Raw genomic sequence first — 26,387 nt, forward strand, 5'->3', positions numbered from 1 at the left:
TTACATAATATAGCTTCAAAACAGCGTTAGATGCTTCTCCTTAAATGGCTGAGCACGGTCTTCGGCTTTCTTCCAACTACTAGCTCGCCGTCATCTACATAGCCTTCCTCGCGCCCCGTTAATTCCTGTACAAGCCGTTCTCTCCAGCTTTGCAGTACCGATTGCCACTCCGGGTTACCCGCCAGATTATGCAATTCGCCCGGGTCAACAGTCAGATCAAACAATTGCTCTTCTCCGTTTTGTGAATACCAGATATATTTTTGCATGCCATTTGTCAAATAATGATGCGATAATTCGCCATAGGTGTGTTCCCCGTGCATAAATTCCCGCCAAACGGTGTTTTCTTCTGCCCGGCATAAAGGCAGCAAGCTTTTGCCGTCAACCGATTCGGGAATGGCTGTGTCAGCCGCTTCCAGCAGTGTAGGCATAATATCGCGTAATTCCACCACAGCTTGCTCGCGAAACCCTTTGCCGATGCCTAATCTTCCTGTATAATCGGCCACTATTAAAGGTACTTTCGCACTTCCTTCGTAAGCAAGCGCTTTGCGGAAGAAATGGTGGTCTCCCATCATTTCGCCATGGTCAGAAGTAAATACAACGATTGTGTTATTCAGCACGCCATACTCGTTCAATGCATTCAGCAGTCGGCCGATTTGGTAATCGAGATGTGTAATAAGAGCATAGTAGGCCGCTTTGGCTCGATTGAGGCGGCTTGTGGATATGCTGCCAAATCCGGTCGTTGTATGCTTCGAGCCTGCGCTCGCTATCTCGGGATCAACCCAATCGCCGACGGGTGAATCGGGCATTGGTTCCCCTAAATACATATCAAAATAAGCCTGCGGCGGATCAAATGGCGGATGCGGCCGAACAAAGGATGTCCAAAGAAAAAATGGCTTGCCTGGGTCACGCCTGCGCAAAAAATCAATGGACTCTGTGACCGCCCAATTTGTTGGGTGAAGCCTTTCTTCCAAATGCCAAGGCATAGCAACTGTCGAAGCGTTGCAATCAAGTCCGTTATCCATCAGATCGTAAGAAGCACCAGCTGTTTTTTTCAACCCGTTCAAATAGTCATCACACTCATTATAATGTTCCGCGTACGTATTTCGATCATTATATCGGTTATAGTGCATATAACCGTCATGCAATACTACATGGTGAAAGCCGCATAAACTGCGTGTCGGGTATACATGCATTTTACCTACGCATTGCGTATGGTATCCAGCCCTGGCTAACTCACCGGGCAGCGTATGCTCGTAAGTCCATGGAATATGCTCTTCATAACCTACCCGCCCATGTGATCGCTGGCTCATTCCAGTAAACAGCGCTGCTCTCGCCGGAATACACGTTGGTGTCGCTGAATATGCGCTTGTAAATAGAACGCCATCCTCAGCCAATTTATCTAGATTCGGCGTTTGCACGACAGGATGCCCAAGCACGCTCAAGCAATCGCCCCTCATTTGATCAACGGTTATAAACAGTATGTTTGGTTTCAAAAGTCGTTGCCTCCTTGTAAACAAGATACGCGTATATACCCTCCAATTGGTATTTACGCGTATCTGTTACTATACCTGGTCTAATTATTACTTAACTTTTTTCCACTCCTCATTTGCTTGCTGCTCAATTTTTGTCCCGCCTTGCTGATAATATTTTTCCACGAATTCATCAAACTTCTCAATTGGCCAAACGCCTGTAACGATTTTTACAAAATATTCAGCCCAAAGCTTCGTCTCCAAATCCGGATAATCCAGCTCTGCTGGAACGGTCTTCCAAAATGCATTCGGAATCACATTTTGCGAAGCAACTTCAATAGCTGCGCGTACTTCTTCGGTAGTCCAGCGTCTATCTGTAATAAAAGCCATTCGAATCGGATTATTATAGCCCTTCTTATATAAATCTGCGTAGCTGGTCGTCTGTGTAATTAAGTTTTTCTCTTTATCGTACGTATAGTCTGTTCCTTCAATGCCGTACAGAGCCAGATTAAATCCTCCGCCTTCACTGTCATCAACAAACCAATTCAGGAAACGGAACAATCTTTCCGGATCTTGTGCATTTACAGACAATGCGCGCAGTGGAGCAGCCGCTACTGCATTTACTTGCGGAGTGCCTGATTTACCCTCAGGTCCCTTAGGAGGAGGTATTAAAACAAGCTTGGAAGACGGCGTTGTCTTGTTTAATGCCTCGGACGTCGGGTTCGCTTTGGGATCGACCAGATAAGCATCATTTTCAAATAAGCCTATTTTGGAATTAATAATTTTCTCGTTCAATTGTTTGGATTCCATTACCGGGAAATCAGGGTCGATTAAGCCTTCCTTGTACCACTGCTGCAGCAAAGCGAGCGCTTGCTTCGTTTCAGGAAGTGTGAAGCCTTTCTTGATCTGGCCGTCTCTCTCTATCCAAAAGTTTGGTATTACCCCGTAAGCTCCAAATATAGAATTGAAGCGTGACAGTTTGGTGCCGCTAAAGCCAAAGGTGTCTTTCTTTCCATTTTGATCCGGATCGTCATTAACGAATGCTTTTAGAATGGTATAAAGCTCATCCAAATTTGTAGGCGCTTTCAAATTCAGCGTATCCAGCCAATCCTGTCTGATCAAAATAGAGCCTACATTCGGGCTATTAAATGCTTCCTCTCTCAAACCATTAGGCAGCGCGTAAATCTTGCCATCGAAAGTAACTTGCTCCCAGTAATGCTGCGGAATCAGCTTCATTAAATTAGGAGCAGCTTTTAAATATTCATCAATAGGCTGTACAAGGCCCTGCTCAACAAAGCGGCTTAGCGTCAAAGCATCAATATCGAAAAAGTCTGGAAGCTCACCCGATGAGGCCAACAAGTTCAGCTTCGTATTGTAATCATCGCCAGGCGCTTGCTGGGCAACAAAATCGACGCCTTTCACTCCAGCCTTGGCAGCGGCTTCTGTAAGCACCTTTCTAGCTTCTCCGCCATCAGCCGGATATTCGGCTATTCCGCTATTGCGTAAAAATTGATACGTAATTGCTTTCTCTTCAGCCGTATTGCCTTTTGGTGTTGTTGAATTGGTCGTGCTTCCACAGCCTGCGGCTGTAACAGCCAATACTGCTGTGCAAGCTGCTGCCATTACTCTTTTCCATTTCTTTTGCATACAAAGACCTCCCTATTTATCTCCAAAATATTGGTTAGGATTTAACAGAACCGAGCATAACGCCCTTTACAAAATATTTTTGCAAAAAAGGATAAACAGCAATAATCGGAATAATAGATAGAATAATAGTAGCCGCTATAACCGACTCCGTAGAAGAATCAGACAATTGCCCTGTTTCCTCCGCCAGCTGCTGGCCCGCTATAATTTGTCTGATCAGCAAAGGCAGCGTTGTAAGCGATTTGTCATTCAAATAAATAAGCGCCTGAAAAAAATTGTTCCACAAACCTACCGCAATCCACAATGCCAGCGTTGCCAATACCGGCTTGCATAAAGGAACAATAATAGAAAAGTAAATACGAATTGGATTAGCGCCGTCGATCATAGCCGATTCTTCAATTTCCTCCGGAATTCCGCGAATAAAATTAATAACGATAATGATATTAAATGCGGATGCCAAGTTTGGAATAATTAAAGCCCACAACGTATTTAACAAATGAAGCTGCTTCACAATCAAATATACGGGAATCATACCGCCGCTGAAAATCATTGTAAAGAGAATGACAGTCAGCCATAACTTTTTCCATGGCAGCGTTCTTTTCGCAAGCGGGTATGCCATACTCGATGTTACAAGCAGCGATAATAAAGTGCCCGCAACCGTTATAAATATGGTATTCCCGTAAGCTGTCCAAATATAATCTGAGGAAAGGACGCTTGTATACGCTTGAAAAGTAAAGCTGCGGGGCCAGAAGAAAAAGCCTCCCTGCAATGCTTCCGTCTTTGAGCTTAATGACAGTGATATTTCATGCCATAAAGGATAGAGTGTAATCGCGCTTAGCAGAATAAGGATCAGTCCATTGGAGTAATCAAAAAGTCTGGATAAATAATGTTTTCTCATAGTCACCTCACCATAATCCGCGCTCACCCAAACGTCTGGCCACGCCATTGGTGATCAACAGCAACAGCAAGCCTACGATGGATTGGAATAATCCGGCGGCTGTAGCAAATGAATATCTGCCCATCGTTAAACCTGTCCGGTACACATAAGTATCCAGTACATCCGATACATCGAAAACGAGCGGATTATACAAAATGAAAATTTGCTCAAAACCTACATGCAGAATTTGTCCAGTGCGCAAAATGAGCAGAATAACAATGGTATTCGTTATTGAAGGAAGCGTAATATGCCGTACTAGCTGGAATCTGTTCGCCCCGTCTATCCGAGCGGCTTCATACATTTCCGGATTTATGCTTGAAATAGCCGCCAAATAAATAATGGTTCCCCATCCGATTTCCTTCCACATCTCGCTAATTACCAGGAACCCGCGGAATGATCCAGGATCCATTAATGGGGAGGTTTTCATGCCGAGAAAGCTTAATATCCCGGAACCGGAGGAAAATAAAGAGAACATGATTCCACCCAAGATGACCCAAGACAAAAAATGCGGAAAGTATACAATCGTTTGTACAATTCGCTTAAAGGTCGCATTGTATACTTCATTCAATAACAGAGCCAACAGGATGGGGGCTGGAAAGTTGAATACAAGCTTATAAATACTAATGATGATCGTATTTTTCAGTGCTGTCCAAAAGTCCGGAGCATCAAATAAAATACGGAACCATTTCAGCCCGACCCAAGGACTGTTCATAATCCCTTCCAGCAATCGGAAATCTTTGAATGCGATCATAATGCCTGCCATAGGCCAATAATGAAATATCGCAAAGTATACAAGGCCCGGCAGTAAAAGCGCAAAATAGTATTTGTGCTTGCCCCATTCTTTCCAATGTCTTCTTATATTCCATACCGATTTTTGTCTTGTTGCGGGAGCTGAAGACACTGCTTTCACAAGTAATCCTCCTTTTTCAGTAGTGGTAGAAAGTTTGCCATATGCATATGGTTACGCTTTCATCGTAAAGGTCCCCTAAAAGACAGTAAATCCCCACTCTGCGATTAGAATGGGGAAAAACCGCTATAAATCATGTTACGACGAAAACTTTACATCGATATCGAAAAGGCTACATGACCTTTTTGCGATATTCACCTGGTGTAATTCCTTCATATTTTTTGAAAAATCGGATAAACGTGTGCACATCATTATATCCGATCGCCTCACTAATAGTTTGCAAAGATTTGCTTGTATCCAGCAGCAGCTTTTTGCCTTCCTGCAGACGATATTGGGTCAAATATTCAAGCGGCGGCTTTCCTGTTTCCGCTTTAAACAGCCGGCCTAGATGGCCGCTGCTAATACCTACAGCTTCCGCTACATCTGACATAGCTATATTGCGGTCGTAATTCTTTTCCATATACATAATTGCTTCCTGAATATACGGCGGCGTGCTCGTCTCGCTGCGGATCTCGTGAATATAATCGATCATCGAATAAATAGCAGAATGAATATAAGCTTGCAATTCCGCGCTGTCCTTGTATTTTTCCAAATTTAGCAAATTAACCTCGCCCATTAGCTTTCCAATGTCATAGCCTTCTTCGACAAGTGAACTGAGCATATGGCTCATTAGCATAACTATCATTTGCTGCAATTTAGGCTGCGAATAGTGGTTTTGATGAATATATTTTTCGAACAGTTGCGATACCAGTTTTTCTGCCGCTTGCCGATCTCCCGCCAATATGATGTTAAGCAGCAGTTTTTGGTAAGATGCCGGGTAATCAAATTCCAGCTCTTCGCGCTCTCCGTCGGCATATACGATCTGAGAATTAGAGCTGGCCCAAAACGCTCTATAAGTGACAGCACGGCGAGCCAGCTCATATGCTTCGTACACCTGCCACAATGGCCGAATGCCGCCTGCCACGGCATGAAGCGACACTGCCCAGCGATTATAAGCTTCGTGCTTGATTTGGCCAAAGCATTGCTCCAAACGCTCTTGTTCCGCAGCTTCCAGCTGATCTGAAGAAAAATTGACAATAAAGCCAAACATGCTGCGATCCAGAATGGAACCGGCAACAGAAAATCGAGCAGCCAGCAATTCCTCTGCCAAGCTGTACAAATAAACGTCATTGCCTTGATCCTGAACACCGGCTTCGACGACAATAAGCAGCACAAGAAAATTCGGATGCTCAAAGCAAATGCCCATACGGGCGAATTGCTCAATAATGGCGTTGTCCTTGGGCTGTCGATGGCGCAGCAGCTCCTGCACCATATGCTCTCGAATAATCGGTTTATTCTGATCGACTGTCGTAATAAGATGCCCAATTGCATGATCCACAATATTATACGCATCAGCCTTAATCGTACCAGACGGCCGGGCTACATACTCCCTTAACCGCTCCGCCAGCCTTCTCCATGGATCGAACAGAATAGAAGCAAACAAATAAGATACGCCTAGCCCGGCCAGCAAAATGGCCAATAATATCATGAACGCCTGCCCAATATCCGCTTGCATCTGCTTGCTGTATATCGTGTATGGAGTTAGCTGCAGCAGCGTCCAGCCATATGGCTGAACCTTGTAAGCCGTTACAAAATAACGCGCATCAGGCAACGAAATCACTTCTGTCTTCATTTCCCCATTGTCCAAATGCAAGGCTAATTGTTCGGCATTCAGCCCTGTCTGCGCGCCTGAAACCAATTTATTCTGCGGGTCCAGCACTATAATTGTATCGGCCGTTTCTCCAGCAGCAGGAGAATTAAGTACTGCTTTCATAAAGCTGCCCTTCTGAATATCGATAATAAGCATGCCAAGCGGAAGCTGTGAAGTTGCTGGGATAGATCGAGCAAATGACAGCATCTCTGCATCTGGCATACCACCGCTTCCTTTTACCGTACGAATCCCAGTCCACGATACATGCTTTTCAGTTGCTTCTTTTCTTAAACCCGCTATGAAATCGCTGTCAAAATAATGCGCACTGTCATATATTCCTTCGTTAGTAGTCAACACTTTTTCATTTTGGTAAATATGAAGGGCAAGCGAAGAAATAATCGAGTTCGACGTTGTCCATCCACGAAGCTGCTCTTTAATAACGGAATAATCATAGATCGACAATCGATATGGCTCTTTCAATAAATCGTAGATCGAAGGCGTTAAAGACAACTGGATCGCCAATTGATCGACATTGGCGATCAAGCTGTCCAGACTGCGGTTCATTTGATTCAGCTGATTGGCGGAATGCTCTTCAATGGTTTGGACCAGTTGATTCGATGATCTGTATAAGTTAAAAGCAAGAAAGAGAACCGCTGGTATAAGTATTGTCATAAAAAACAGCATTAGATGTTTGCGGAACAATTTCCTCGGACTCTGCAGCATATCCGATCCTCCTCGCGGGACAGCCTCATGTATTCTAATTATAATACCATGAGGCCATCGCGCAAGTCATACCTGCGTATCTCATAAAAACTACTTACTCACCTATTTACTTCCACTTTCTTTTTCACTTCATTTTGTTGTGAAATTTCTTTTACAGTCAGGCGGTGCGGTCATCCATGACCGTAATAAACCTTCGAATCGCTTCATTCACAGCTGATTGCTGCTCTATAATCAGACAATGCCCCGCTCCATTAATCAGGATGACCTCTGAATCTTGCAGCGTTTTTTTGACACGCTCCATCACTTTATTTGCCTTGTAAATTTTCTCCTCATCCCCTACAAGGAACAGAACCGGCGCTGAAAGCTTGCTCCAAGCTTCCTTGCTAATGACTCGCGGGACAACCGGAAGCTGCGAGCGGCCGTGTGTATAGGCGGCGATTACCAAATCCATCACATGCGGCGGCAGGGAAAAACCTTTCGTGCAAAACCAATCCCACGCTCGGCGTATGCGATCAGGCTTAGGCCATAGCATCGCAGGATAGACTTTTCGGAGCAGCCTCAGAAATGGGATGGGCAAAAATGTCGCCACAGGCGCAAGCAGCACCAGCCGTTCGATTCGCTCTGGCCGCGCTGTAGCATAATTTGAACAGAGCCAGCCTCCCATGGAGTGACCGATAAAGGCCGGCTTTTCAAGCTTAAGCCCAACCAATAATTGATCCATCCAAAGCACAGCATCCTCTGGCGTCCGAATTTGTTTAATCACCTTACTTTTCCCGAAATCTCCTGGCGTATCAATACAAAAAACACGGCAATCCGTCAGCGCTTCAATGGTCGGGTACCACAATGCCGAATTGCTCGTCATGCCATGAAACATTAAGACGGGCTTCCCTTCTTCAGGTCCGCAAGCGATCACATGACACAAGCCGAATTCAGTCTTGATCTCCATCGTTTCATATGGACCTGGCCAGTACGTCATAAGCTTCTCGTAACAATCTGCAAACAGCTTTGAGCCTGCTTCACTTTTAAATATAGGCAATTCACTCAAGGCTGTACTTGTCATTGGCTTTCCCCCATCTCGGATGGCATAAGTGCAGATCGGCAAACCGTCAATATAAACTCAAATTGCTTGGCTAATTGTATGTTTTCAAAACCGTTGATCATACTTTCTAAAAAGAGTCCGTCAAGCAACGAAATGAGCCAATGCACAAAAGTTTCCAGGGGCTGTGACGGATAAAGCTCCCCCCGCTGTACGCCATTATTTAAAAAGGTAAAGATGTTATTATACACAGCCTCATACCGTTCATCGATAAGCTTGCGCCGCTCCTCTTTTCTCCGGCCGGCAATAAAGTATTCATACAAGCAAGGTGCTAGACTAGCATCTACCTCCCGTATACGTTTTTCTTGCTCCTTCATGAATTGTACAAATGCGCTCCATGTACTGCTATCTGACGCGAAATTCAAAGCCATATTGTTATACTCACGACGAAGCAAATCAAGAAAAATATCTTCTTTATTGGAGTAGTAGAGATACACACCTCCGAAGCTCCTGTTAGAGCCTGTTACGATATCGCTCATGGAAGCCGCTTCATATCCTTTTTCTATGAAAACATTTCGTGCGGTATTCAAAATATCCATTCGAACTGCTTCTTTTTTTTGTTGTGTAATTTTAGGCATATAAAATATCTCCGATCCTAAATTAAAACGAGAGTAGTCTCTTTTATTATAAAGAGAGCACTCTCCTTTTACAATGGCCAAAGATCATGAAAAGTCATCTCGCAGGAGGTAATTATGGGCAGATTAGTTCATTTTGAAATTCATGTCGACGATGCGAAGCGCGCCAAAAAGTTTTATGGCGAGGTGTTCGGGTGGACGTTCGAGGATTGGAGCGATTACGCTGTGGCAAGGCTATTATATAGATACAGAAGGCAATATTTTGGGCATTCATCATCCAGATGAGAATGCCAAATAACTTAGCCCATATATGATGATTATAAAACCCAGTCCGCGCGAGGTCTGGGTCTTCATTTTCTAAGCAGCTATAGTGAAAATTCCGTTACGCCTTTTTTATAGGCGTATTTAAGTGTATATGTTTCTCCGTTTTCAAAAGGCATAGTAGCCATTTTTATGCGTGTATAATCCAGCCTGTACTCCTTTAAAACTCTCTTAATTAAAGCAATGCTTCTTGCTTCATCTGTAACAACGCAAAAAATGTTAAGTGCATATTGATTTGGATCAGACACACATTTTCCCATATCAAAGCCGTCCACATAACCAAGCTCTGCATTAGCTAAAAATAAATCTAAATATTCAATCACTTTATTTTTCAACCATTCATCACGTTGATTCCCCTTCGCGCTTTTCATCGGAAACTGTACAACTAACCAAAGCTTTTCACTCATCTCCTACACCTAACTTTCCTGTTGATAAAAATTAACGTACTCCTAATGTCCAAAAAAAGCAAGCTGAATAAAGAATAGAACTGCGAACAAATAAAAGATAGGATGCACCTCGCGCCACTTGCCCCTAACTGCCTTTAAGATCGGATATGTAATAAAACCGACACCGATGCCGGTTGCAATGCTATAGGAAAAAGGTAAAATCACGATAATTAAAAACGCTGGGAAGGCAATCTCAAAGTCGCTCCAGTCGATTTTCGATACAACATTAATCATAAGAAAACCGACAATAATCAACACAGGCGCCGTAATGGCAGGAAATGTGGCAAGCACTGCAATAACTGGAGAAAAAAATAACGTAAGTCCGAGCAGAATGCTAACAGTAACAGCTGTCAATCCCGTCCTGCCGCCAACCGCAACCCCTGCACTGGATTCAATGAACGCCGAGGTCGGGCTTGTTCCCATTACTGCCCCCGTCGTAGTCCCAATCGCATCAGCGAGCAGCGCTCCTCGTGCGCGTGGGAACTTTCCGCCCTTCACCAGACCCGCCTGTTCCGCCACACCAAGCATCGTACCGGTTGTGTCGAATAAGGTTATAAGCAGAAACGTAAAAATAATCGCATAAAGCCCATTAGCAAATACGCCACCAATATCCATCTGAAAAAAAGTCGATGATAAGCCGCTTGGCAGAGCGACTAGCTTTTCAGGCAGCTTCAGCAGCCCGCTGACTCCTGCAATTATGCCGGTAATCAGCATCCCAATAAATAAGTAGCCTTTTACACGGAAAGCCATTAATATCAGCGTTATTATCAGTCCGACAATGGTGAGTATAGCCTGGGGTTCAACAAGTGAGCCCAACGTCAGCAAAGTAGCCGGCGAGCTCACAATAATGCCGGAATTTTGCAAGCCAATAAACGTAATGAACAATCCGATCCCAGCTGTAATCGCGTGCTTCAAGCTGGCCGGGATCGCATCCAAAAGCATAAACCGAAAAGATGTTAACGACAGCAAAATAAACAGCACCCCTGCAATGAATACCGCTCCAAGCGCAGTCTCCCACGAAACGCCTTTGCCGCCGACGACACTGAATGCAAAGTAAGCGTTCAGCCCCATTCCCGGTGCAATGACAATCGGATAATTAGCAGCAAGTCCCATAATAAGCGTCCCTATAATGCTCGCTAATACGGTAGCTACAAACACCCCGTTAAAATCCATCCCCGCTTGGCTAAGTATGCCAGGATTTACAATAACGATATACACCATCGTAAAAAAGGTGGTAATTCCCGCCAACAGCTCTGTTCGAATAGATGTGCTGCGTTCTTTGAACTTGAACCACGATTCCATATCTCTTTTCCTCCATACAAGGATAAACACAAAAACCTAACTAGGTATAGGTTATGTAAAAGTACATACAACCTATACTCGTAGTTAGGAATAATTTCCTTGATGAAAATGCTAGCCCTTAACAGCACTGCTGTATGCACCTTTAATGAAAAAGTTTTGGAACGCTACAAATACAATCATAATAGGTAAAAGGGCGATCATAGCACCTGCCGATACTAGCCTCGTGTTGGTAACAAAAGTTCCCTTTAAGTCGTATAATCCGACGGTTAACGGATATGTTTTGGGATCCTGTAAAACTAGAAGCGGCCATAAAAAGTTGTTCCAGGCACCTATGAAGCTTAATATTGCAAGTGTAGCCAGCATTGGCTTTACCATAGGTATCAATATATACCACCAAACCTGCCAAGGCAAAGCTCCATCAATAATTGCCGATTCATCAATATCCTTGGGAATGCCTACAAAAGCCTGTCTCAATAAAAAGATGCCAAACGCAGATACAGCCCCTGGAAGTATGACCCCTGAAAAGGAACCGATAAGATTTAATTTATCTAAAATCAAATAAATGGGGATCATCGTTACTTCACCTGGAATCATCATGGTCGCAAGTATAATTAGAAATACCGTATTTTTCCCCTTGAAATTCATGCGTGCTAACGGAAATGCAGCTAACGAACAAAATAGTACTGGCAGCAGCACACCCCAGAACGCTAATATTGTGCTATTCCACAAATATAACGGGATAGGGAGTGAGTTCCAGACGGTTATAAAGTTTTCAAATGTAATATTTTCGGGAATAAATTTAGGCGGAAATGAAAAAATCGCTTCGTTTTGCCCTTTTAGTGCGGTGGAAACCGACCATAAAAAAGGAACAATCGTAATAACAGCTACTAGCGTTAATAAAAAATAAGAAACGATATAGCGTGTGATTTTCATACTAGTAAGTGATCTTCTCATTTTTATACTAGGCTTTTTGGTTGTCATTGTATTTGTCTGCATGCAGCCACCTCCTTAAGACGGGCGATCCAGGGCTCTTTTGTTAATTAATGTAATAATCAAAATAATAATAAACAATATAAAGGAAACGGCGCTCGCATACCCCATTTCCAATTGCTTAAATGCCTTATCAAACACGAGATAGACGATAGTTGTCGAAGACCCGATCGGTCCGCCCTCCGTCATTGCCAGCATAAGTGTGAATTCCTTGAAGGCTGACATCGTTGACATAACGGTTATAAAGAAAATAATAGGTCTCAGCATCGGAAACGTAATGTAAAAATGTTTTTGCCTAAAGCCTGCACCGTCCAATTCAGCAGCCTCATACAAATCGGTTGGCACGGACTGCAAACCAGCTAAGTAAAATAGCATATAATAGCCTAACCCTTGCCAAATAGTAACTAGTGCTAAGCTAATCATGACAAACTGTTTGCTGGTCAGCCAGTTGATCGGCGCGATGCCAAATAAGCTTGCGACATAATTAAAAATCCCGTCACTAGCAAAAATCCAATTCCACAAAATCGCTGTAATTACAACAGAGACAAGTGCAGGAAAATAATAGACCAGACGATAAAGCTTTATCCCGATCAGCCTTTGATTGACAAGAATCGCGATAAACACAGGAAGCACGACCAGTGCAGGCGTTACCAATATCCAATAATAGAAGGTATTGCCTAAAGCGCTCCAAAACTTCTTATCATTAAATGCTCTAATAAAATTATCTATCCCCACCCAATCTACAGGCTCAAATACATTGTAGTTTGTAAAGCTAAGTACAAGCGCCGCAAGAGCTGGGATTAAACTGAACGTTGCAAGCAATAATCCGGCCGGTGCGAGAAACATCCATGCGTGTCTTGCTTTGTACATGCAACCTCTCCTCACATAGGTATTTCTGCATTTGGATAAAGGTAAGGCATCCACTATGCTTATGCACCGATGAATGCCTTACAACAATTTCTAAATTTTCACACTAAATGAAAGGTCAATTTATTTCGTTTGTAATAGTTCATTAATGCGTGCCTCAGCATCTTCAATCGCTTTTTGCGGGTCTTTATTTTCAAGCAATACGCGTTGGAATTCTTCATTGACCGCTTTATTAATTTCGGAAATATTTTCGACAGGCGCGAACATATCTTTAGCGCGCTCTAACTGCGCAGCTGCGTAAAACTTGCCTTTTTCTGACGGATCTTCAGAATTTTCGCCTTGTGTAAAATACTCATCCGCTGCAGCTTTCTTGACAGATGGAAGGATTGCGACGATCTTGCTGAATTCGAGTTGGCTTTCAGCATTCGTAACAAATTTAGCAAACGCCAACGCCTCTTTAGGCGCCTTTGATTTGGCTGATACGGCTATATTCATAATGGCAATATGATAATAGCCAGACGTTCCTAGAATGGAAGGAGCGGCATCAGACTTTTTGTAAACTTCAGGCGCCAAATCATTAACCTGACGGAAAAGCTGAGGACCTGTGCCCCACCATGCCATTTTCTCTTGTGCATACCATTCATTTGGTTTCGCTTGCCCTAATAAAATTTCTCTTGGAATAAGACCTTTATCAAATCTTTCTTTAAATTGCTTAAATACTTCAACGGCTTCGGGTGTGTTGATAGCAGCACTCTTGAGGTCACTTGAAACTAGAGGAATTCCGTTTTGCGGAAGGTATAAATGAATATCCTTTGGCGTATTTCCATATACGCCTAATTTCTCATAAAGCACTTCTGACATTTGCCAAGCTTCTTCATCTGTAGCAGGCGGGTGATCAAATCCGGCTTTTGCCAGCAATTCCTTGTTGTACAACATTCCGCCAGTAGATAAATACCAAGGCAGCGCATAGGTTTTATTTCCTAAGTTGCCCGCTTCCCATACGCCTTCAAAGAAGTCATCCTTTACATCTGCAGCTTTTTCAGTGAGATCAGCAACTGCTCCAACAGCTGCCAGCTTCTTTAAGTAATCCGTATTCAAATTCAATACATCTGCCAGCTGCTTAGAAGCCGCTGCAGTCAATACACGCTGTTCAACGGTATCATACGGAATATCCTCCCATATGACCGTTACACCTTCATTCTCTGCTTCAAATTGATCAATTAATCCGTTAATGTAATCATCGAAAGTAGGGCTTAATGAAATGGTCCAAAATTTAATTTCAACATTTTTCTTCGATCCACCAGCGTTAGCACAGCCTACAATCAGTACCAAACATAACGCAACCAATACAGTTGAAAGCCCTTTCATTTTTACCAATGGTCTCATTCCCCCTTTTTTTCAAACATTAATAAATACATGATAATTCTTACAGATATTCCTGATACTGATTCTATTTAAGTCCACTTGCTCTGTCAATACGTTCCACCCTGATTTATAAAAAAAATTACTTTTTAATTTGTAAATGGCGGCATTTTTTTTCACCGAAAGATAAATACTCGCTAAAACCAAGGATACACGGCTCCGCCGTCCTTTGGACTGGCGCGTTTACCGTTGAAATATAAGAAAAGATATAAGGTTACAAAAACTTATACTTTCTTATTATTAAATAAACCCAGCCTGAGTTACAGGCCGGGTTTGGAATATAATGATAAATCTATTTAGGGATATTCTTATTTCTTTCATCTCAATGTTCCCTCGCATATTCAGCGCTTTCTTTTATACGAGCAATATCATAGCCAGTCGGGTTTTGGAAAGGACGAAGTCCAAATTTCGGCGCCACTGCAAAAATATGATCAAAAATATCCGCCTGAATCGATTCGTATACTCCCCAATTAATATCATTGGCAAATGCGTATATTTCCAGAGGCAGCCCATTTTCGCCTGGCGCCAGCTGTCTGACAATCAGCGTCATATTCTGATGAATTTTCGGATGATTTCTGAGATACTGCTGTATATACACTCTGAACACGCCAATGTTCGTAAGATGTCTTCCGTTCACCTTGCTTTCCGTATTAATCTGGTGTTTTAGGTTATATGCTTTGATTTCCTCTACCCTTGTCGTGATATATTCAGTAAGATAGTGAATTCTCTGAAATTGCTCAAGCATTTCCTCCGTACAGAAAGTAATACTATTCGTATCGATATATACACTTCGTTTAATTCTTCTGCCGCCTGATGCCTGCATCCCTCTCCAGTTTTTGAACGAATCTGAAATGAGCGCATAGCTCGGGATCATCGTAATCGTTTTATCGAAATTCATGACCTTAACCGTGTTCAAAGTAATGTCGATCACGTCACCATCGGCATTATATTTGGGCATCTCAATCCAATCTCCTACACGCACCATATCATTGGAGGATAATTGAACACCTGCCACGAGTCCTAATATGGAGTCCTTAAAAATAAGCATTAGAACAGCTGACAATGCACCTAGTCCGCTAAGAATAATAAGCGGGTTCTGACCGATGAGATTCGAAATCACCACAATGCCGCCGATAATAAATAGAACAATCTTGATAACCTGAATGTATCCCTTGATCGGCCTGATCTTGGACACTTCAAATGAGCGGTAAATCGCCTCGAAAGCGTTGAGCAGCGCATTAAATACCGCGATGGTTACGATAATTATATAAGTTACCGCAGCTTTTTCAATCAAAGTCTGATAGGCTGGAAACATTGACGCAGAGTTATAAATTATAATCGCCGGCACGATATGCGACAGCTTGTGGAACACTTTTTTCTCTACAATAATGTTATCCCATGTAAACCGGTTGTTATTAACGATATGAATGATCGTCTTTAGCACGATTTTTTTTGTTATGAAATTAGCCAGTATGCAGACCAAAGCTATCAATATAATCATAGTTATATTCGAAAGATAACCAATGGCTTGCTCAGTCATTCCATAATCATCCAGCTGTTTTTTTATAAATCCCATGGTTTGCTCGCCCAAGCCATTTCCGTCCAGCTGCTTTTTTAATAAATCCATGGTTTCCTCCTAATTCTTGTACATTGGCCTACTATTATAGAGGAATTTTAGTTGTTAAGCAATTTTTCATGGTTACTACTAATAAAACACCTTCAAGGTTGATTACATGTCTTACGACATGCTTTCAAACTCTTGAAGGTGTTTACTATATGGTATGAGAAATACTCTAATCATTGAGGCTAGGAGATGATATTTGACGTTCCTTCTTTGGTCTTTAATTTAGCAATAAGTTTATCTCCTTCTACGTCCAGGTTCGGCAGCAAACGATCTAACCATTTTGGCAGCCACCAGGCCTTATCACCGAAGACCGCCATGACAGCAGGAACTAGTGCCATACGAATGATGAAAGCATCGATTAGAATACCAACAGCAAGCGCAAAACCAATTTGTTTGATCATAATATCATGGGCGAAGATAAAGCCCGCAAAGACAGACACCATAATCACGGCTGCAGCTACTACAACGCGGCTAGCTTGATCGTATCCGTGAATAACACTCTCCGTCCCGTGATGCCCATGAACGTAGGATTCGCGCATAGAGCTCACAAGAAAAACCTGATAATCCATCGCGAGCCCATACAGAATGCCTGTAACCATGATCGGCATAAAGCTTAACAGCGGACCACCCGTGTCGAAACCAAAGAAGGCATGCAGCCATCCCCATTGATACACGGCCGTAGTGACACCGAAGGTGGCAAGAATACTGAGAAGAAAACCGACCGTCGCTTTGACCGGAACAATTATGGAACGGAATACCAGCAATAAAATAATAAGCGAGAGAATGACGATAATTCCCACGTAAAGTGGAAACACCTCAGCCAGCCTCGACGACATATCAATGTTGATCGCTGTAAATCCAGTTACCCCAATCGAGACATCATTCGCCTGCGCCATGCTGGAGTCCGAAGCGCGAAGCTCTTGTACCAGGTTCTTCGTCTCAGTGTCAGTTGGGCCTGTTTCCGGAATAAGACTTATAATGGCCATATCGCTAGTTTGGTTCAAGCCCATAAGGCTGACCAACGAAACATTGTCATGATTCTGCAACTCATGAACCAATAAGCCTAGTGTCTCGGGTGATAGTATATCCGAGGAGCCCTGAGGTTCGACAACCAATAGCAACGGGCCGTTGAAGCCCTCGCCAAAGCCATCTGAAATCGCATCATAGCTTTGTCTTGCTGGGGTATCCAAGTTCGCCGTCGCACCAGAAGGAATACCCATTTCCATTTTTGTCACCGGAATTGCCGCCAATCCAAGGAGCACTATGACGCCGACAATAATGATCCAGCGGCCTTTCACAACTGCAGTTACCCAGCGCTGTGCAGCCCTATTACGAGTTTGCTGTGCAGCATTACTGCTCTTCAAACGAGCTTTTGCCGAACAGATTCGCTCACCTACCAGGGCAAGCAGAGCCGGCAACAGGGTGAGGGCAACCAATACATTAACAAGAACTGCCAGAGCCGCTACAAGCGCCATCGCAGATAAGAAGCCAATTCCGATCACAAGCATGCCGCATAAAGCAATTATGACGGTTAATCCGGCAAAAAACACAGCACTTCCGGCAGTGCCGACCGCTCTGCTCGCAGCTTCCTGGGCGCTAAGTCCCTGTTCGAGAATCATGCGGCGCTGACGGTTTACTATAAACAGAGAATAGTCGATGCCAACAGCGAGCCCAACCATAAGCGCAAGGACAGGCGTAAGATCGGTCATATGGAACATTTTCGAAAAAGCATAAGCTCCTCCTACACTTATCCCAACTCCCATAAGAGCAGTCATAAGCGGCAAACCTGCTGCAACAACTGAACCGAGCGTCATGAAAAGCACAACAGCAGCGACGACAATGCCGATTGCTTCTGTCGAACCAATGGCTGGCTTGCTCATAAGCGAGTCGCTTGGCAATGCCGTGATTCCAGCCTTCTCAACAGCTTTAGCAGCTTCGATGACAGAGTCAGGAACCGAATCCGGCAGTGACATTTGTTGCACGGTGAATTGGAACTGGAACAAAGCAACGCTGCCATCAGAAGCAAGCATCACGCCAGGTATCGGCATGCCATTAACGATCAGCGGACTAAAGGGAGGCATTTCACCAGCAGCTGCTTGTGCGGCTTCATTTCCTTGGGCAGCGTCACTCGTCGAAACCCCGGCTTTTGCAGCCAATTCTATAGGATTAATGACATATTCAAGGTTATATACCTTATTAACAGCTTCGGCGATAGATCCTAAACGTTCCTCTGTGTCCAAGCGTTCACCTTGAGGCGCCTTAAACAAGATGCTTGCTTGTCCTCCAGAAGCTTCCGGCAGTTCTTTCGCTAACTGGTCCAGCACCTTCTGAGACTCCGTGCCCTCTATTTTCATTTCGGAACTGACATGTATGCCATTGACACCGAGAATAGCGAGAACAATCCCGAGAATTGCAATCCAACTGATGATGAAGTACCAGGGTTTCGTATATGCTGACTTGCCTAATTTATATAAAAAAGTGGACATATGGCAGAATTTCTCCTTTACCTACTAGAATTACGATGACAATACGCTAAAAACCGCTGCGCAAACAGTTGAACATAGTGTCTAAATATTGGTCGAATGTGACAGCGTCAGCAGCTTCGGCGGTTGAATGTTCTGGAAGATGCACGTTCAGGCTGCCGTCCAGCAAGGGCATTACGGCCCCATAAACCGCGCCGGTAAGAAGATGGGTATATCCTTCGGGATAACGTCCGCGAGACAGCTCGTTTAACATTTCCAAAGCGTTTTTTTGCAAACCATAAAATGCGCTGAGGATATACGGCTCTAGTGTGGGGTACTGTTTCGAAAGTGACACGAGCTGGCGTAATTTGCGGATATGCTCTGCCGTCAATTGCAGTTTCATCAATTGGTACAGGCTGTCTAGCAAGGACATCTCCTCGTCTAATGCCTCTATCCATTGAATGACTTCATCCGCTCCCTTAAAGTTAACGGCAGCTGCAGCCACCGCTTCCTCCTTGCAGGAATAATAATTAGCGAACGTTCTCCGAGAGTAGCCAGCCTGCTGAACGATATCTTCCACGACGAAGCCATCAAGCCCCCTCTCCTGGGCAAGTGCGAACGCTGCATCGGCTAGCGCATTCGCGGTTGCTTCCCTTTTCATATCCCGTAGGCTATATTTTTTCATTATTAACCGACTACGCGTACACCTCATTTCAGAAGTTAATAGTAATATATATTCGATAATTGCTCTTTTCTATTATTGCCCAATGGGCAAAGTTGCACAACGGGCAATTGTTACAGTTTTGTGGCGGTCGCAGTCTATATATTAATGAAAAATAAAAAGCACTCAAGGCCAAGACCTTGAATGCTTAGAGAACGAATTCAATTAATATTATTCCTTCCAGCTTTCGATTCCAGTCTCGAATTGCTCGAATGCATGCGGAATCGAAGCTTCCATAATGTCTGAATAATACTCGTAACCTTCAGGTACATCAGTCCATTTCATTCCAGCCTCGATATGCCACGGGTTACGGTTGAGCAGCTTGTTAAAGATCCGAATAGCTTCCACTCTTGTAATCGGCTGGTTTGGATTGAACGTATGCTGCGTGAAATCAGACAGCGCACCCTGCTTTTCTGCCGTTGCAATGGCCTGTTCAGCCCAATGTCCTGCTACATCCGTATATGTGCTCTCTGTTGCAGCATCCCATTTATACACATTCGCAAGGATCTGCGCGAATTCTGCACGCGTAATTTGCTTCTTCGGCTTGAACGTATTATCGCCGGAACCTACCATCCATTTATTATTAGTTGCAACGGAAATAGCATCTGTTGCCCAATGGTTTGCGCTTACGTCCGAATACGATACTTGGTTGGAGCTCGCAGCAGATGTATACAAACGGGACAAAATTGCAGCAACCTCAGCACGGAGAATGCCGCGATCCGGCTGGAAAGTTCCATCAGGATATCCAACCATATACGGGCTATGGTCACCTGCAGCTTTTACTTTTGGCTGTGCTGAGAAGCTGAATTTTACAATTGTATCACCGACATGGATGATTCCATCTTTAATAAAGCTGTCATCCCCAAAAGCTTCCTCGCGCTTGTCGTTGCGGCTATCGAAAACGACGTATCCATCCTTCTCGCCTAAGAAGTAGTAATCGCCATCTGCGTAAACCATCCAGCCATATTCACCGCTGTCAGAGCTGATTTGCGGGTTATGGTTTTTGTTTGGTGAAAAGTCTGGCAGTTCAGGCAGATTAACTAGCGTTCCAGGCACTCTGCCTTTGGAACGGTTCAGCTCTGTATCTGCCCAATACAGTTTCATATTCACATCTGTAACAGGCTTATTGGTGATCGTGTCGAGAATCGTGCCGTACGGATCTACCAAATCAACCGATAAACTTGCTTTTCCATCACTGTCAACAATCAGCTTGCCTGCAGGGCCGGCCAGCTTTTCCCCGTTTGGCGCAATAACGTTCATCGATAATTTGTATTCGCCAGGCGCTACTTTCGGAAGTGTGAAGCTTCCGTCTTCATTCATTTCAATTTTCGGCACATTCATTTCTTGGCCGTTTGCCGATATTATTTTTCCAGTTACATTCAAGTTATCTCCGATTAACTTCGTAATCTTTTCCTGAACGACTTTTCCTCCGTTCGCTTGGTCAGAAACGATGACATCGGCTTTCATTGTAGGCGTTTCAACTACATTCACATAAGGCGCTACTGGTTTAACTGTAACCACATTGGACGGGCCTTCATATGGACCCGAAACAACCGTCAATCGAATATGATACGTTGTGCCATTCGTTAATCCAGTTACCGTTGCGCTTGTAGAAGATGCATCAAGCACCTCTGATGTAACAGCAGGCGTAAATGTGTTACCATCTGTGGATTGTTCGACGATAATGTCCGTCGCTCCCAATAAAGCAGGGAAACTCAAAGTAACCTGCCTATTGCCTGCAACAGCTGACAGATTGCTTACAGGTGCAGGATCCGCTGCTTTAACAAAAACAGTAAAAGTTTTTTCACTTGTCAGACCGCCCTCTGTAATCGTTGCCTTCAAGGTCACATAAGTTCCTGATTGAGCAGTAACCGGTCTTGTTACGTTTCCATCCTGATCGATAACAGAAGGCTGATCCGAAGACCAGATTGTAGTAACATTCTCACCCTGTTGCAGAGTAATGTTGTTTCTTACCGAATTTTTTGTATCACCGGAATTAAACAAAATATCAGTGTTGTCTTCTGCTGTTTCAATAGCGTGAATAGCCTCTTTGTAATCGTTAATAATTTGCTCTGCTACTCGGTTAGCGATTGCTTCAATAATATCTTCAGCTGATTCGCCAGAGTTGACATATAGTCCGCCTTTATCAATTTCGTCAATAAAATCTTGGCTGATTTCACTGAATTCTTCATCGGATATACCAACATATTGTAAATCGTGGCTATTGAATGAACCCTTCAAATCGTCCAGTTGCTCAGTAGGATCTTCATTAATGTTAACGACGTAGCGCAAAGGCGAATAAGTATCCCACGCGATATCCTTTACAGCTTCGCCTAATGTTTTGGTAGAGGTGGAGAAAAGCTTCATATTGTCAAATGAAAAAATCGAGATAATCTGACAACCATGACTTATATGACTAACGATTGGACCAAATTCATCGCCATAAGCTTCAGGCAGAGCTAAATTTTTAATGATTTGTTCTCCGTTATCCCACATATTAAGGGCCGTGTCCGTTACATTAATTTTAATGCTGTGTTGAGTGGATGCCCCTTTTGTATATGTTCCGATTCGTGTAACGACATCTGTCATTGCACTCAAGGCTCTCGACGGCTCATTGTGCAGAGCGTCCGCGTTCACGCCATTGATCATATATACATTGATAGCGCCTTGAATATATAAAATTGCGTAACCGCTTAATTTTCCTTCACTATCAATCTTCGTATTAAATAGGAAACCTCCGCCTTCCATGCTATGATAATCCACTTTGGATTCATCCATATCGAAGGTGATGATTTTCTTGCCGGAAGGAGTTCCGCTTGTCAGCATAAAATCCTTGTAGGCAGGTGCAGTATAACCGTAGAAGGTTAATGTTTTACCGTCATTAGTAATTTGGACATGATTATAATCGGCTGTTTCAACCTCCGGGGGAGTGGCATTATACCAGCTTTCGTATCCGGAATGCACATGAGTTTCCTCTACATCCACTGGATTCGCACTTGCATCCATGATGGACACATATTTAGGATTTACGCCCCCTGCTTGCAGCTTGGCTTTAATTGCGTCATTTAATTGGCTTTCAAAATCAGAAGGGTCATATGTATCTATTGTTCCAATATTATAGTAAACCTCTGCTACCGGCGATAGTGCGTGCGCCATTGACGTATTCGTAACTGTTAATAGAAAAACGACTACCATCGCAATCATTTTTTTCTTCATCTGATTCACCCATCCTGTAAATTTAGTAATAATGACTCGTGCCTTTATCCCCATTTCATGATGATTTACGCAGACAACACCCTCCAAATTAAGAATTAAGTACCTTGCAAAAAACGATTCCACTACTAGTTATTCAAGCTGTTGATTACAACATAACAGAGATATCTCTCAAAAATCTCTCAAACGTCACTGCCAGATGGTAGTTTTTTGAGAGATCTTTAACGTATGATAGTATCTATAGGGGTGTGACATAGACATGAAAAAATGGATTGGCTTCCTGGGTGCGGTATGTGCCTTAATCGCCATACTCTATATGATTTTTAGTGATGATGATACAAGCGCAGTCCATATAAAAGCTGTAGATGGCATACTAGACCTGCGAGAGCTTACTGGTTCACCATTCGTATCTTTAGCAGGCGATTGGAAATTTACAGCCGAAGCCTTTATCGCCCCGACTCTCTTTTCGAAAGAAGCGAATAATGTAAAGGTGCCCGGTCCCTGGGCGCCGAATGCACAATGGGGTTCCTATCAGATAACCGTGTATTTGCCTGATCACTGGTCTGATATCGGTCTCCGCGTCCGTAATATTTGGTCTGCTCATACCATCTACATTAATGGTACAGCAGTCTCGGAAAAAGGAAACGTAGCCGCTTCCAAAAAAGAAACCGTCCCGGATAACCCTGCTTATGAGGTATACTTTAAACCGGATAGCCGGCAGCTTCTTATTACCGCTCACGTATCCAACTTTTACAATGCAAGAGGCGGCATTATCCTGCCGATCGATATAGGCGACGCTGAGCATATGAAGGAGGACGTGCATCGAGATCTTTCCCTGGAATGGACAGCAGTCCTATGCTTGCTGCTGTTCTGCATGTTCCATATGACCATCTTCCTGCTGCGGACGAAGGATGAAGCATTTTTATACAGCGGATTGCACTTTCTTCTATTAGCGTTAGTCATTGTGCTGCGCGGGGAGCGGCTTTTAATACGTGAATTCCCTTTCTTGCCCTTTGAGCTTTATTTTCGTCTGCAAGACACCGTGACTCTCCTAATGGCTGTATTGATTATTGTCTTTATTGCCAAAATGATTCCTAACATTATGAACCGAAAGACGCTGTATCTGCTTTTTCTTCCGGTTCTGGTTTACACCTTTTTTAATGCAATTCTTCCGGCCAGAACCGTGTCGGGCGTGCAATATCAATTCTTTTACTACATCGATGGATTATTCCTGGCCATTATTATTCGTATCATCTATCTAATGATTAAAAATAAAATAGCTATACGCAGAAACGAAGCTGTCATTCTTTTATCCCTGCTTTTGTTTCTAACCATCTTCGCTGTAAGCAGTTCATCAGATAGTTTATTCTTCTCCGGCCGCAACATTTTGAACAGAATCGGATTGATCGGGGGAATTATAACGATGAACGTTTTTCTCGGCATGCGTCTCATGAATCGGGCTGCGGAATCGGAACAGCTGACCGCCCGATTGAAGAAGGCAAACGATGCGAAGGATAATTTCTTGAAGGTCGCTACGCAAGATTTGCAGAGACCCCTGCATGATGCCGGCCATTTAATTAAATCAATTACCCGCGAACACAATCACGAAAAGCAAAGCGAGCAATTATACCTGGCTGAACAGCTAATTGGAAACATGGTATATCTGCTGAGAGATCTGCATGATTTTACCCGTATTCGATTTGATGATTACGCCATCCAGCTTAAATCCACCAATCTTCGAATGGTTATGCTTCATGTTGTCCAGCTGATGCAGCTTACATTTACGAAGAAGAGAATTCAGGTCCACGAAAATATTTCAAAGAAGCTCTATGTATGGGCCGATGAGCAGCGTCTGACACAAGTATTATTGCGCATGATGACAGAAATATCTCACGATACCGCAAATGACAGCCTTACTATAGAATCCATTCGGGATGGCGAAGATGTTCTGCTTCGTGTGACGTCAAACCGCAAGTTAACGACAGCGTTTCGCGAGCGGCAGCCTTCTTCCGGGCTCATGATGACGGAGGAACTTATCCAGCAAATGAATGGGAGTATATCGTATGAACGTAAGGACTCTGGTATCCGGGTTACGCTCAAACTAGCCTTCAGCGAGTTCAAGGAAATGGTTACTGTCGAACCATCCGAATACGACATGCGGCCTGCCTTATCGGTAGAAGACCGAGAGCTGGAAACGATCCTAATCGTTGATGACGATGTGATGCACGCGGAAGTCATGAGGGGCATGCTGAGCGAAACCTACAAAGTACGTATTGCCTATACAGCTCAAGAGGCGCTTGACTATTACAACAATCACCCGGAAATAGCAATGATGGTCATTGATGACATCATCCCGGGCAATATGAATAGTCTCGAATTGCTTCAGCAAATCCGTACGCAAGCACCTTTAATGGATTTGCCGGTCATCATGATGATTTCTTCCGAATACCCAAGGCATATTGAAAAAATCTTTGCATCTGGAGCAAATGATTATTTAATAAAGCCTTTCTCAAAAGAAACATTGATGGCTCGCCTCAATGCCGCCGAACAAACAAAGCAGTCTATGCTGAAAGCTATTGAGTATGAAATGGCCTTTCTGCAAACTCAAATCAAACCGCACTTTTTATACAATGCGCTTAGCAACATTATTTCCTTTTGCTATACGGATGGAGAACGTGCTGCCTACCTTCTGACGATGCTCAGTTCCTTCCTACGTTACATATTTGAATCAAGTCGGGATGGACAATACTCTTCCCTTCAGAAGGAACTAGAAATAATTGAAGCCTATGTGGAAGTGGAGAAAGCAAGATTTGGCGAGCGATTAACATTTGCCTATGACATCAATCCGATAATCGCCGCTGAGAACGTATTGATTCCCAGCTTGCTTTTACAGCCTTTAGTTGAGAATGCCATTCGCCATGGCCTATTCGACAAAGAGGGTCCGGGTCATGTTCAGGTTTCGATTACCTTACAGGAAGCTCACTTATACATACGAGTTACTGATGATGGTGTAGGCATGTCAGCAGCGCAATGCACTCAATTAATGGGGGGAGCGATTGCCAATGCCGGCATCGGATTTACAAATGTGCGCCGGCGCGTGCATGATCTCACCCAAGGCAGCCTGGAGATTAGCTCATCGCCAGGCAAAGGAACAATCATTCAAATCATAATTCCGATCAAGGAGGGACGAAATGATGTGGAAAGTAATCATCGTAGAGGATGAAAAGCCGATTCTGGGGCTGCATGCCAGATTGCTGGAAACCTATGGGCCCTTTCAAATTGTAGGCTGCTTCGAATCGCCGTTCGATGCGCTGCAGGAAATACCGAAACATGATTTGGACGCCCTTGTGCTTGATATTGAAATGCCGAGAATGACGGGACTTCAGCTTGCTCAAACCTTAGTGGATAACGGCATAGACGTCCCTGTAATCTTCACAACCGCTCATCAGCAATATGCTGTACAGGCCTTCCGTGTCCAAGCACTCGATTATATCTTGAAACCGATGACTCCAAATATAGTTAAGCGGCTGGATGAACGGCTTCAGAAGTATTATGGGGTGAAACAGAAGCAAACGAATAAAAATGAACTCCATATCCAGCTTTATGGGGAAGCATACGTTAAAAAAGGGGATCTTCTGGCAAAATGGCCTACTCGCATAACCGAGGAGCTATTCTATTATTTCCTGCTTCATGAAAATAAATTGTGCTTAAAATGGAGAATCATCGATGATATATGGGCGCATGTAGAGGAAAAACGCGCGCTTTCCAATCTATATAATACAATTTATCGGATGCGGCAGCTTTTTATGGAGCTGGATGTGCCTATCGTAATTGATCGGATCAATAACGGATATGTGATGAATACCAATAACAGTATCGTAATCGAGCCCAAGGAAAGGCCGGATGCGCTTCTGCTGGAGTCAAAAGGATATTTATGGGCCTATCATTTGGAGTCGATTGTTTAGGGCACAAAAAGAA

Annotated in this window: 18 protein-coding genes and 1 pseudogene; 3 read left to right on the plus strand and 16 right to left on the minus strand. The window is 43.6% G+C overall.

The window, feature by feature from the left end:
• Positions 1–26: 26 nt before the first annotated feature.
• The 7 genes from V1L65_RS17265 to V1L65_RS17295 form a co-directional block, all read right to left on the minus strand.
• A complete protein-coding gene (locus tag V1L65_RS17265; protein ID WP_331700456.1) occupies positions 27–1,493 on the minus strand; it encodes an arylsulfatase in 1,467 nt (488 codons plus the stop codon).
• A gap of 87 nt (positions 1,494–1,580) precedes the next feature.
• Positions 1,581–3,116, minus strand: a complete 1,536-nt coding sequence (locus V1L65_RS17270) for an extracellular solute-binding protein (RefSeq protein ID WP_331700457.1) — start codon at positions 3,114–3,116, stop codon at positions 1,581–1,583.
• 34 nt (positions 3,117–3,150) lie between these two features.
• Complete coding sequence (locus V1L65_RS17275; RefSeq protein WP_331700458.1) at positions 3,151–4,011, minus strand: carbohydrate ABC transporter permease; 861 nt, start codon at positions 4,009–4,011, stop codon at positions 3,151–3,153.
• Between the two features lie 7 nt (positions 4,012–4,018).
• The gene (locus tag V1L65_RS17280; protein WP_331700459.1) at positions 4,019–4,960 is read right to left on the minus strand and encodes an ABC transporter permease; all 942 of its coding nucleotides are present in this window, start codon (positions 4,958–4,960) and stop codon (positions 4,019–4,021) included.
• Positions 4,961–5,129: 169 nt separating this feature from the next.
• A complete protein-coding gene (locus V1L65_RS17285; protein WP_331700460.1) occupies positions 5,130–7,370 on the minus strand; it encodes an AraC family transcriptional regulator in 2,241 nt (746 codons plus the stop codon).
• 157 nt (positions 7,371–7,527) lie between these two features.
• On the minus strand, positions 7,528–8,430 hold the full coding sequence (locus tag V1L65_RS17290) for an alpha/beta fold hydrolase (protein WP_331700462.1): 903 nt from the start codon (positions 8,428–8,430) through the stop codon (positions 7,528–7,530).
• Positions 8,427–9,044 carry a TetR family transcriptional regulator gene (locus tag V1L65_RS17295; protein ID WP_331700463.1) on the minus strand — a complete coding sequence of 206 codons (618 nt, stop codon included), beginning with the start codon at positions 9,042–9,044 and terminating at the stop codon, positions 8,427–8,429. Before V1L65_RS17295 ends, V1L65_RS17290 begins: the two co-directional genes overlap by 4 nt.
• Before the next feature lie 114 nt (positions 9,045–9,158).
• On the opposite strand from V1L65_RS17295, the pseudogene V1L65_RS17300 reads away from it, so the two are divergent.
• Positions 9,159–9,339 (plus strand): annotated as a pseudogene (locus V1L65_RS17300) (VOC family protein).
• Between the two features lie 67 nt (positions 9,340–9,406).
• Here V1L65_RS17300 and V1L65_RS17305 read toward each other — a convergent pair.
• The 9 genes from V1L65_RS17305 to V1L65_RS17345 all read right to left on the minus strand — a co-directional run bounded on the left by V1L65_RS17305 (position 9,407) and on the right by V1L65_RS17345 (position 22,466).
• Positions 9,407–9,769: a hypothetical protein gene (locus V1L65_RS17305; protein ID WP_331700464.1), complete on the minus strand. Its 363-nt coding sequence runs from the start codon at positions 9,767–9,769 to the stop codon at positions 9,407–9,409.
• Between the two features lie 42 nt (positions 9,770–9,811).
• Positions 9,812–11,110, minus strand: a complete 1,299-nt coding sequence (locus tag V1L65_RS17310; protein ID WP_331700465.1) for an NCS2 family permease — start codon at positions 11,108–11,110, stop codon at positions 9,812–9,814.
• A gap of 111 nt (positions 11,111–11,221) precedes the next feature.
• Positions 11,222–12,106 (minus strand): carbohydrate ABC transporter permease, encoded by an 885-nt coding sequence (locus tag V1L65_RS17315; protein WP_331700466.1) that lies wholly within the window; start codon positions 12,104–12,106, stop codon positions 11,222–11,224.
• Positions 12,107–12,118: 12 nt separating this feature from the next.
• The gene (locus tag V1L65_RS17320) at positions 12,119–12,970 is read right to left on the minus strand and encodes a carbohydrate ABC transporter permease (RefSeq protein WP_331700467.1); all 852 of its coding nucleotides are present in this window, start codon (positions 12,968–12,970) and stop codon (positions 12,119–12,121) included.
• Between the two features lie 120 nt (positions 12,971–13,090).
• The gene (locus V1L65_RS17325; protein ID WP_331700507.1) at positions 13,091–14,335 is read right to left on the minus strand and encodes an ABC transporter substrate-binding protein; all 1,245 of its coding nucleotides are present in this window, start codon (positions 14,333–14,335) and stop codon (positions 13,091–13,093) included.
• 376 nt (positions 14,336–14,711) lie between these two features.
• Positions 14,712–15,965: a mechanosensitive ion channel family protein gene (locus tag V1L65_RS17330; RefSeq protein ID WP_331700508.1), complete on the minus strand. Its 1,254-nt coding sequence runs from the start codon at positions 15,963–15,965 to the stop codon at positions 14,712–14,714.
• Positions 15,966–16,195: 230 nt separating this feature from the next.
• On the minus strand, positions 16,196–18,499 hold the full coding sequence (locus V1L65_RS17335; protein WP_331700469.1) for an MMPL family transporter: 2,304 nt from the start codon (positions 18,497–18,499) through the stop codon (positions 16,196–16,198).
• A gap of 46 nt (positions 18,500–18,545) precedes the next feature.
• Positions 18,546–19,160 (minus strand): TetR/AcrR family transcriptional regulator, encoded by a 615-nt coding sequence (locus V1L65_RS17340; RefSeq protein ID WP_331700470.1) that lies wholly within the window; start codon positions 19,158–19,160, stop codon positions 18,546–18,548.
• Between the two features lie 207 nt (positions 19,161–19,367).
• A complete protein-coding gene (locus V1L65_RS17345; protein WP_331700471.1) occupies positions 19,368–22,466 on the minus strand; it encodes an S-layer homology domain-containing protein in 3,099 nt (1,032 codons plus the stop codon).
• 202 nt (positions 22,467–22,668) lie between these two features.
• Between V1L65_RS17345 and V1L65_RS17350 the strand changes: the two genes are divergently transcribed.
• Both V1L65_RS17350 and V1L65_RS17355 read left to right on the plus strand, forming a co-directional pair.
• Positions 22,669–25,632 (plus strand): histidine kinase, encoded by a 2,964-nt coding sequence (locus tag V1L65_RS17350; protein ID WP_331700472.1) that lies wholly within the window; start codon positions 22,669–22,671, stop codon positions 25,630–25,632.
• Positions 25,604–26,374, plus strand: coding sequence for a response regulator (locus V1L65_RS17355; RefSeq protein WP_331700509.1), 771 nt, complete (start codon positions 25,604–25,606; stop codon positions 26,372–26,374). The genes V1L65_RS17350 and V1L65_RS17355 overlap by 29 nt, the downstream gene beginning before the upstream one ends.
• Positions 26,375–26,387: the final 13 nt, after the last annotated feature.

It is taken from the genome of Paenibacillus sp. IITD108 (assembly GCF_036541265.1).
In the GTDB taxonomy this organism is placed as follows: Bacteria; Bacillota; Bacilli; order Paenibacillales; family Paenibacillaceae; genus Pristimantibacillus.

What these genes read in the sequence shown, in the direction of transcription:
- V1L65_RS17315 (WP_331700466.1), bottom strand. Translation starts at nt 12,106, where the DNA reads ATGCAGACAAATACAATGACAACCAAAAAGCCTAGTATAAAAATGAGA.
- V1L65_RS17320 (WP_331700467.1), bottom strand. Translation starts at nt 12,970, where the DNA reads ATGTACAAAGCAAGACACGCATGGATGTTTCTCGCACCGGCCGGATTA.
- V1L65_RS17285 (WP_331700460.1), bottom strand. Translation starts at nt 7,370, where the DNA reads ATGCTGCAGAGTCCGAGGAAATTGTTCCGCAAACATCTAATGCTGTTT.
- V1L65_RS17340 (WP_331700470.1), bottom strand. Translation starts at nt 19,160, where the DNA reads ATGAAAAAATATAGCCTACGGGATATGAAAAGGGAAGCAACCGCGAAT.
- V1L65_RS17275 (WP_331700458.1), bottom strand. Translation starts at nt 4,011, where the DNA reads ATGAGAAAACATTATTTATCCAGACTTTTTGATTACTCCAATGGACTG.
- V1L65_RS17295 (WP_331700463.1), bottom strand. Translation starts at nt 9,044, where the DNA reads ATGCCTAAAATTACACAACAAAAAAAAGAAGCAGTTCGAATGGATATT.
- V1L65_RS17270 (WP_331700457.1), bottom strand. Translation starts at nt 3,116, where the DNA reads ATGCAAAAGAAATGGAAAAGAGTAATGGCAGCAGCTTGCACAGCAGTA.
- V1L65_RS17305 (WP_331700464.1), bottom strand. Translation starts at nt 9,769, where the DNA reads ATGAGTGAAAAGCTTTGGTTAGTTGTACAGTTTCCGATGAAAAGCGCG.
- V1L65_RS17310 (WP_331700465.1), bottom strand. Translation starts at nt 11,110, where the DNA reads ATGGAATCGTGGTTCAAGTTCAAAGAACGCAGCACATCTATTCGAACA.
- V1L65_RS17325 (WP_331700507.1), bottom strand. Translation starts at nt 14,335, where the DNA reads ATGAAAGGGCTTTCAACTGTATTGGTTGCGTTATGTTTGGTACTGATT.
- V1L65_RS17290 (WP_331700462.1), bottom strand. Translation starts at nt 8,430, where the DNA reads ATGACAAGTACAGCCTTGAGTGAATTGCCTATATTTAAAAGTGAAGCA.
- V1L65_RS17335 (WP_331700469.1), bottom strand. Translation starts at nt 18,499, where the DNA reads ATGTCCACTTTTTTATATAAATTAGGCAAGTCAGCATATACGAAACCC.
- V1L65_RS17345 (WP_331700471.1), bottom strand. Translation starts at nt 22,466, where the DNA reads ATGGGGATAAAGGCACGAGTCATTATTACTAAATTTACAGGATGGGTG.
- V1L65_RS17355 (WP_331700509.1), top strand. Translation starts at nt 25,604, where the DNA reads ATGTGGAAAGTAATCATCGTAGAGGATGAAAAGCCGATTCTGGGGCTG.
- V1L65_RS17350 (WP_331700472.1), top strand. Translation starts at nt 22,669, where the DNA reads ATGAAAAAATGGATTGGCTTCCTGGGTGCGGTATGTGCCTTAATCGCC.
- V1L65_RS17330 (WP_331700508.1), bottom strand. Translation starts at nt 15,965, where the DNA reads ATGGGATTTATAAAAAAACAGCTGGATGATTATGGAATGACTGAGCAA.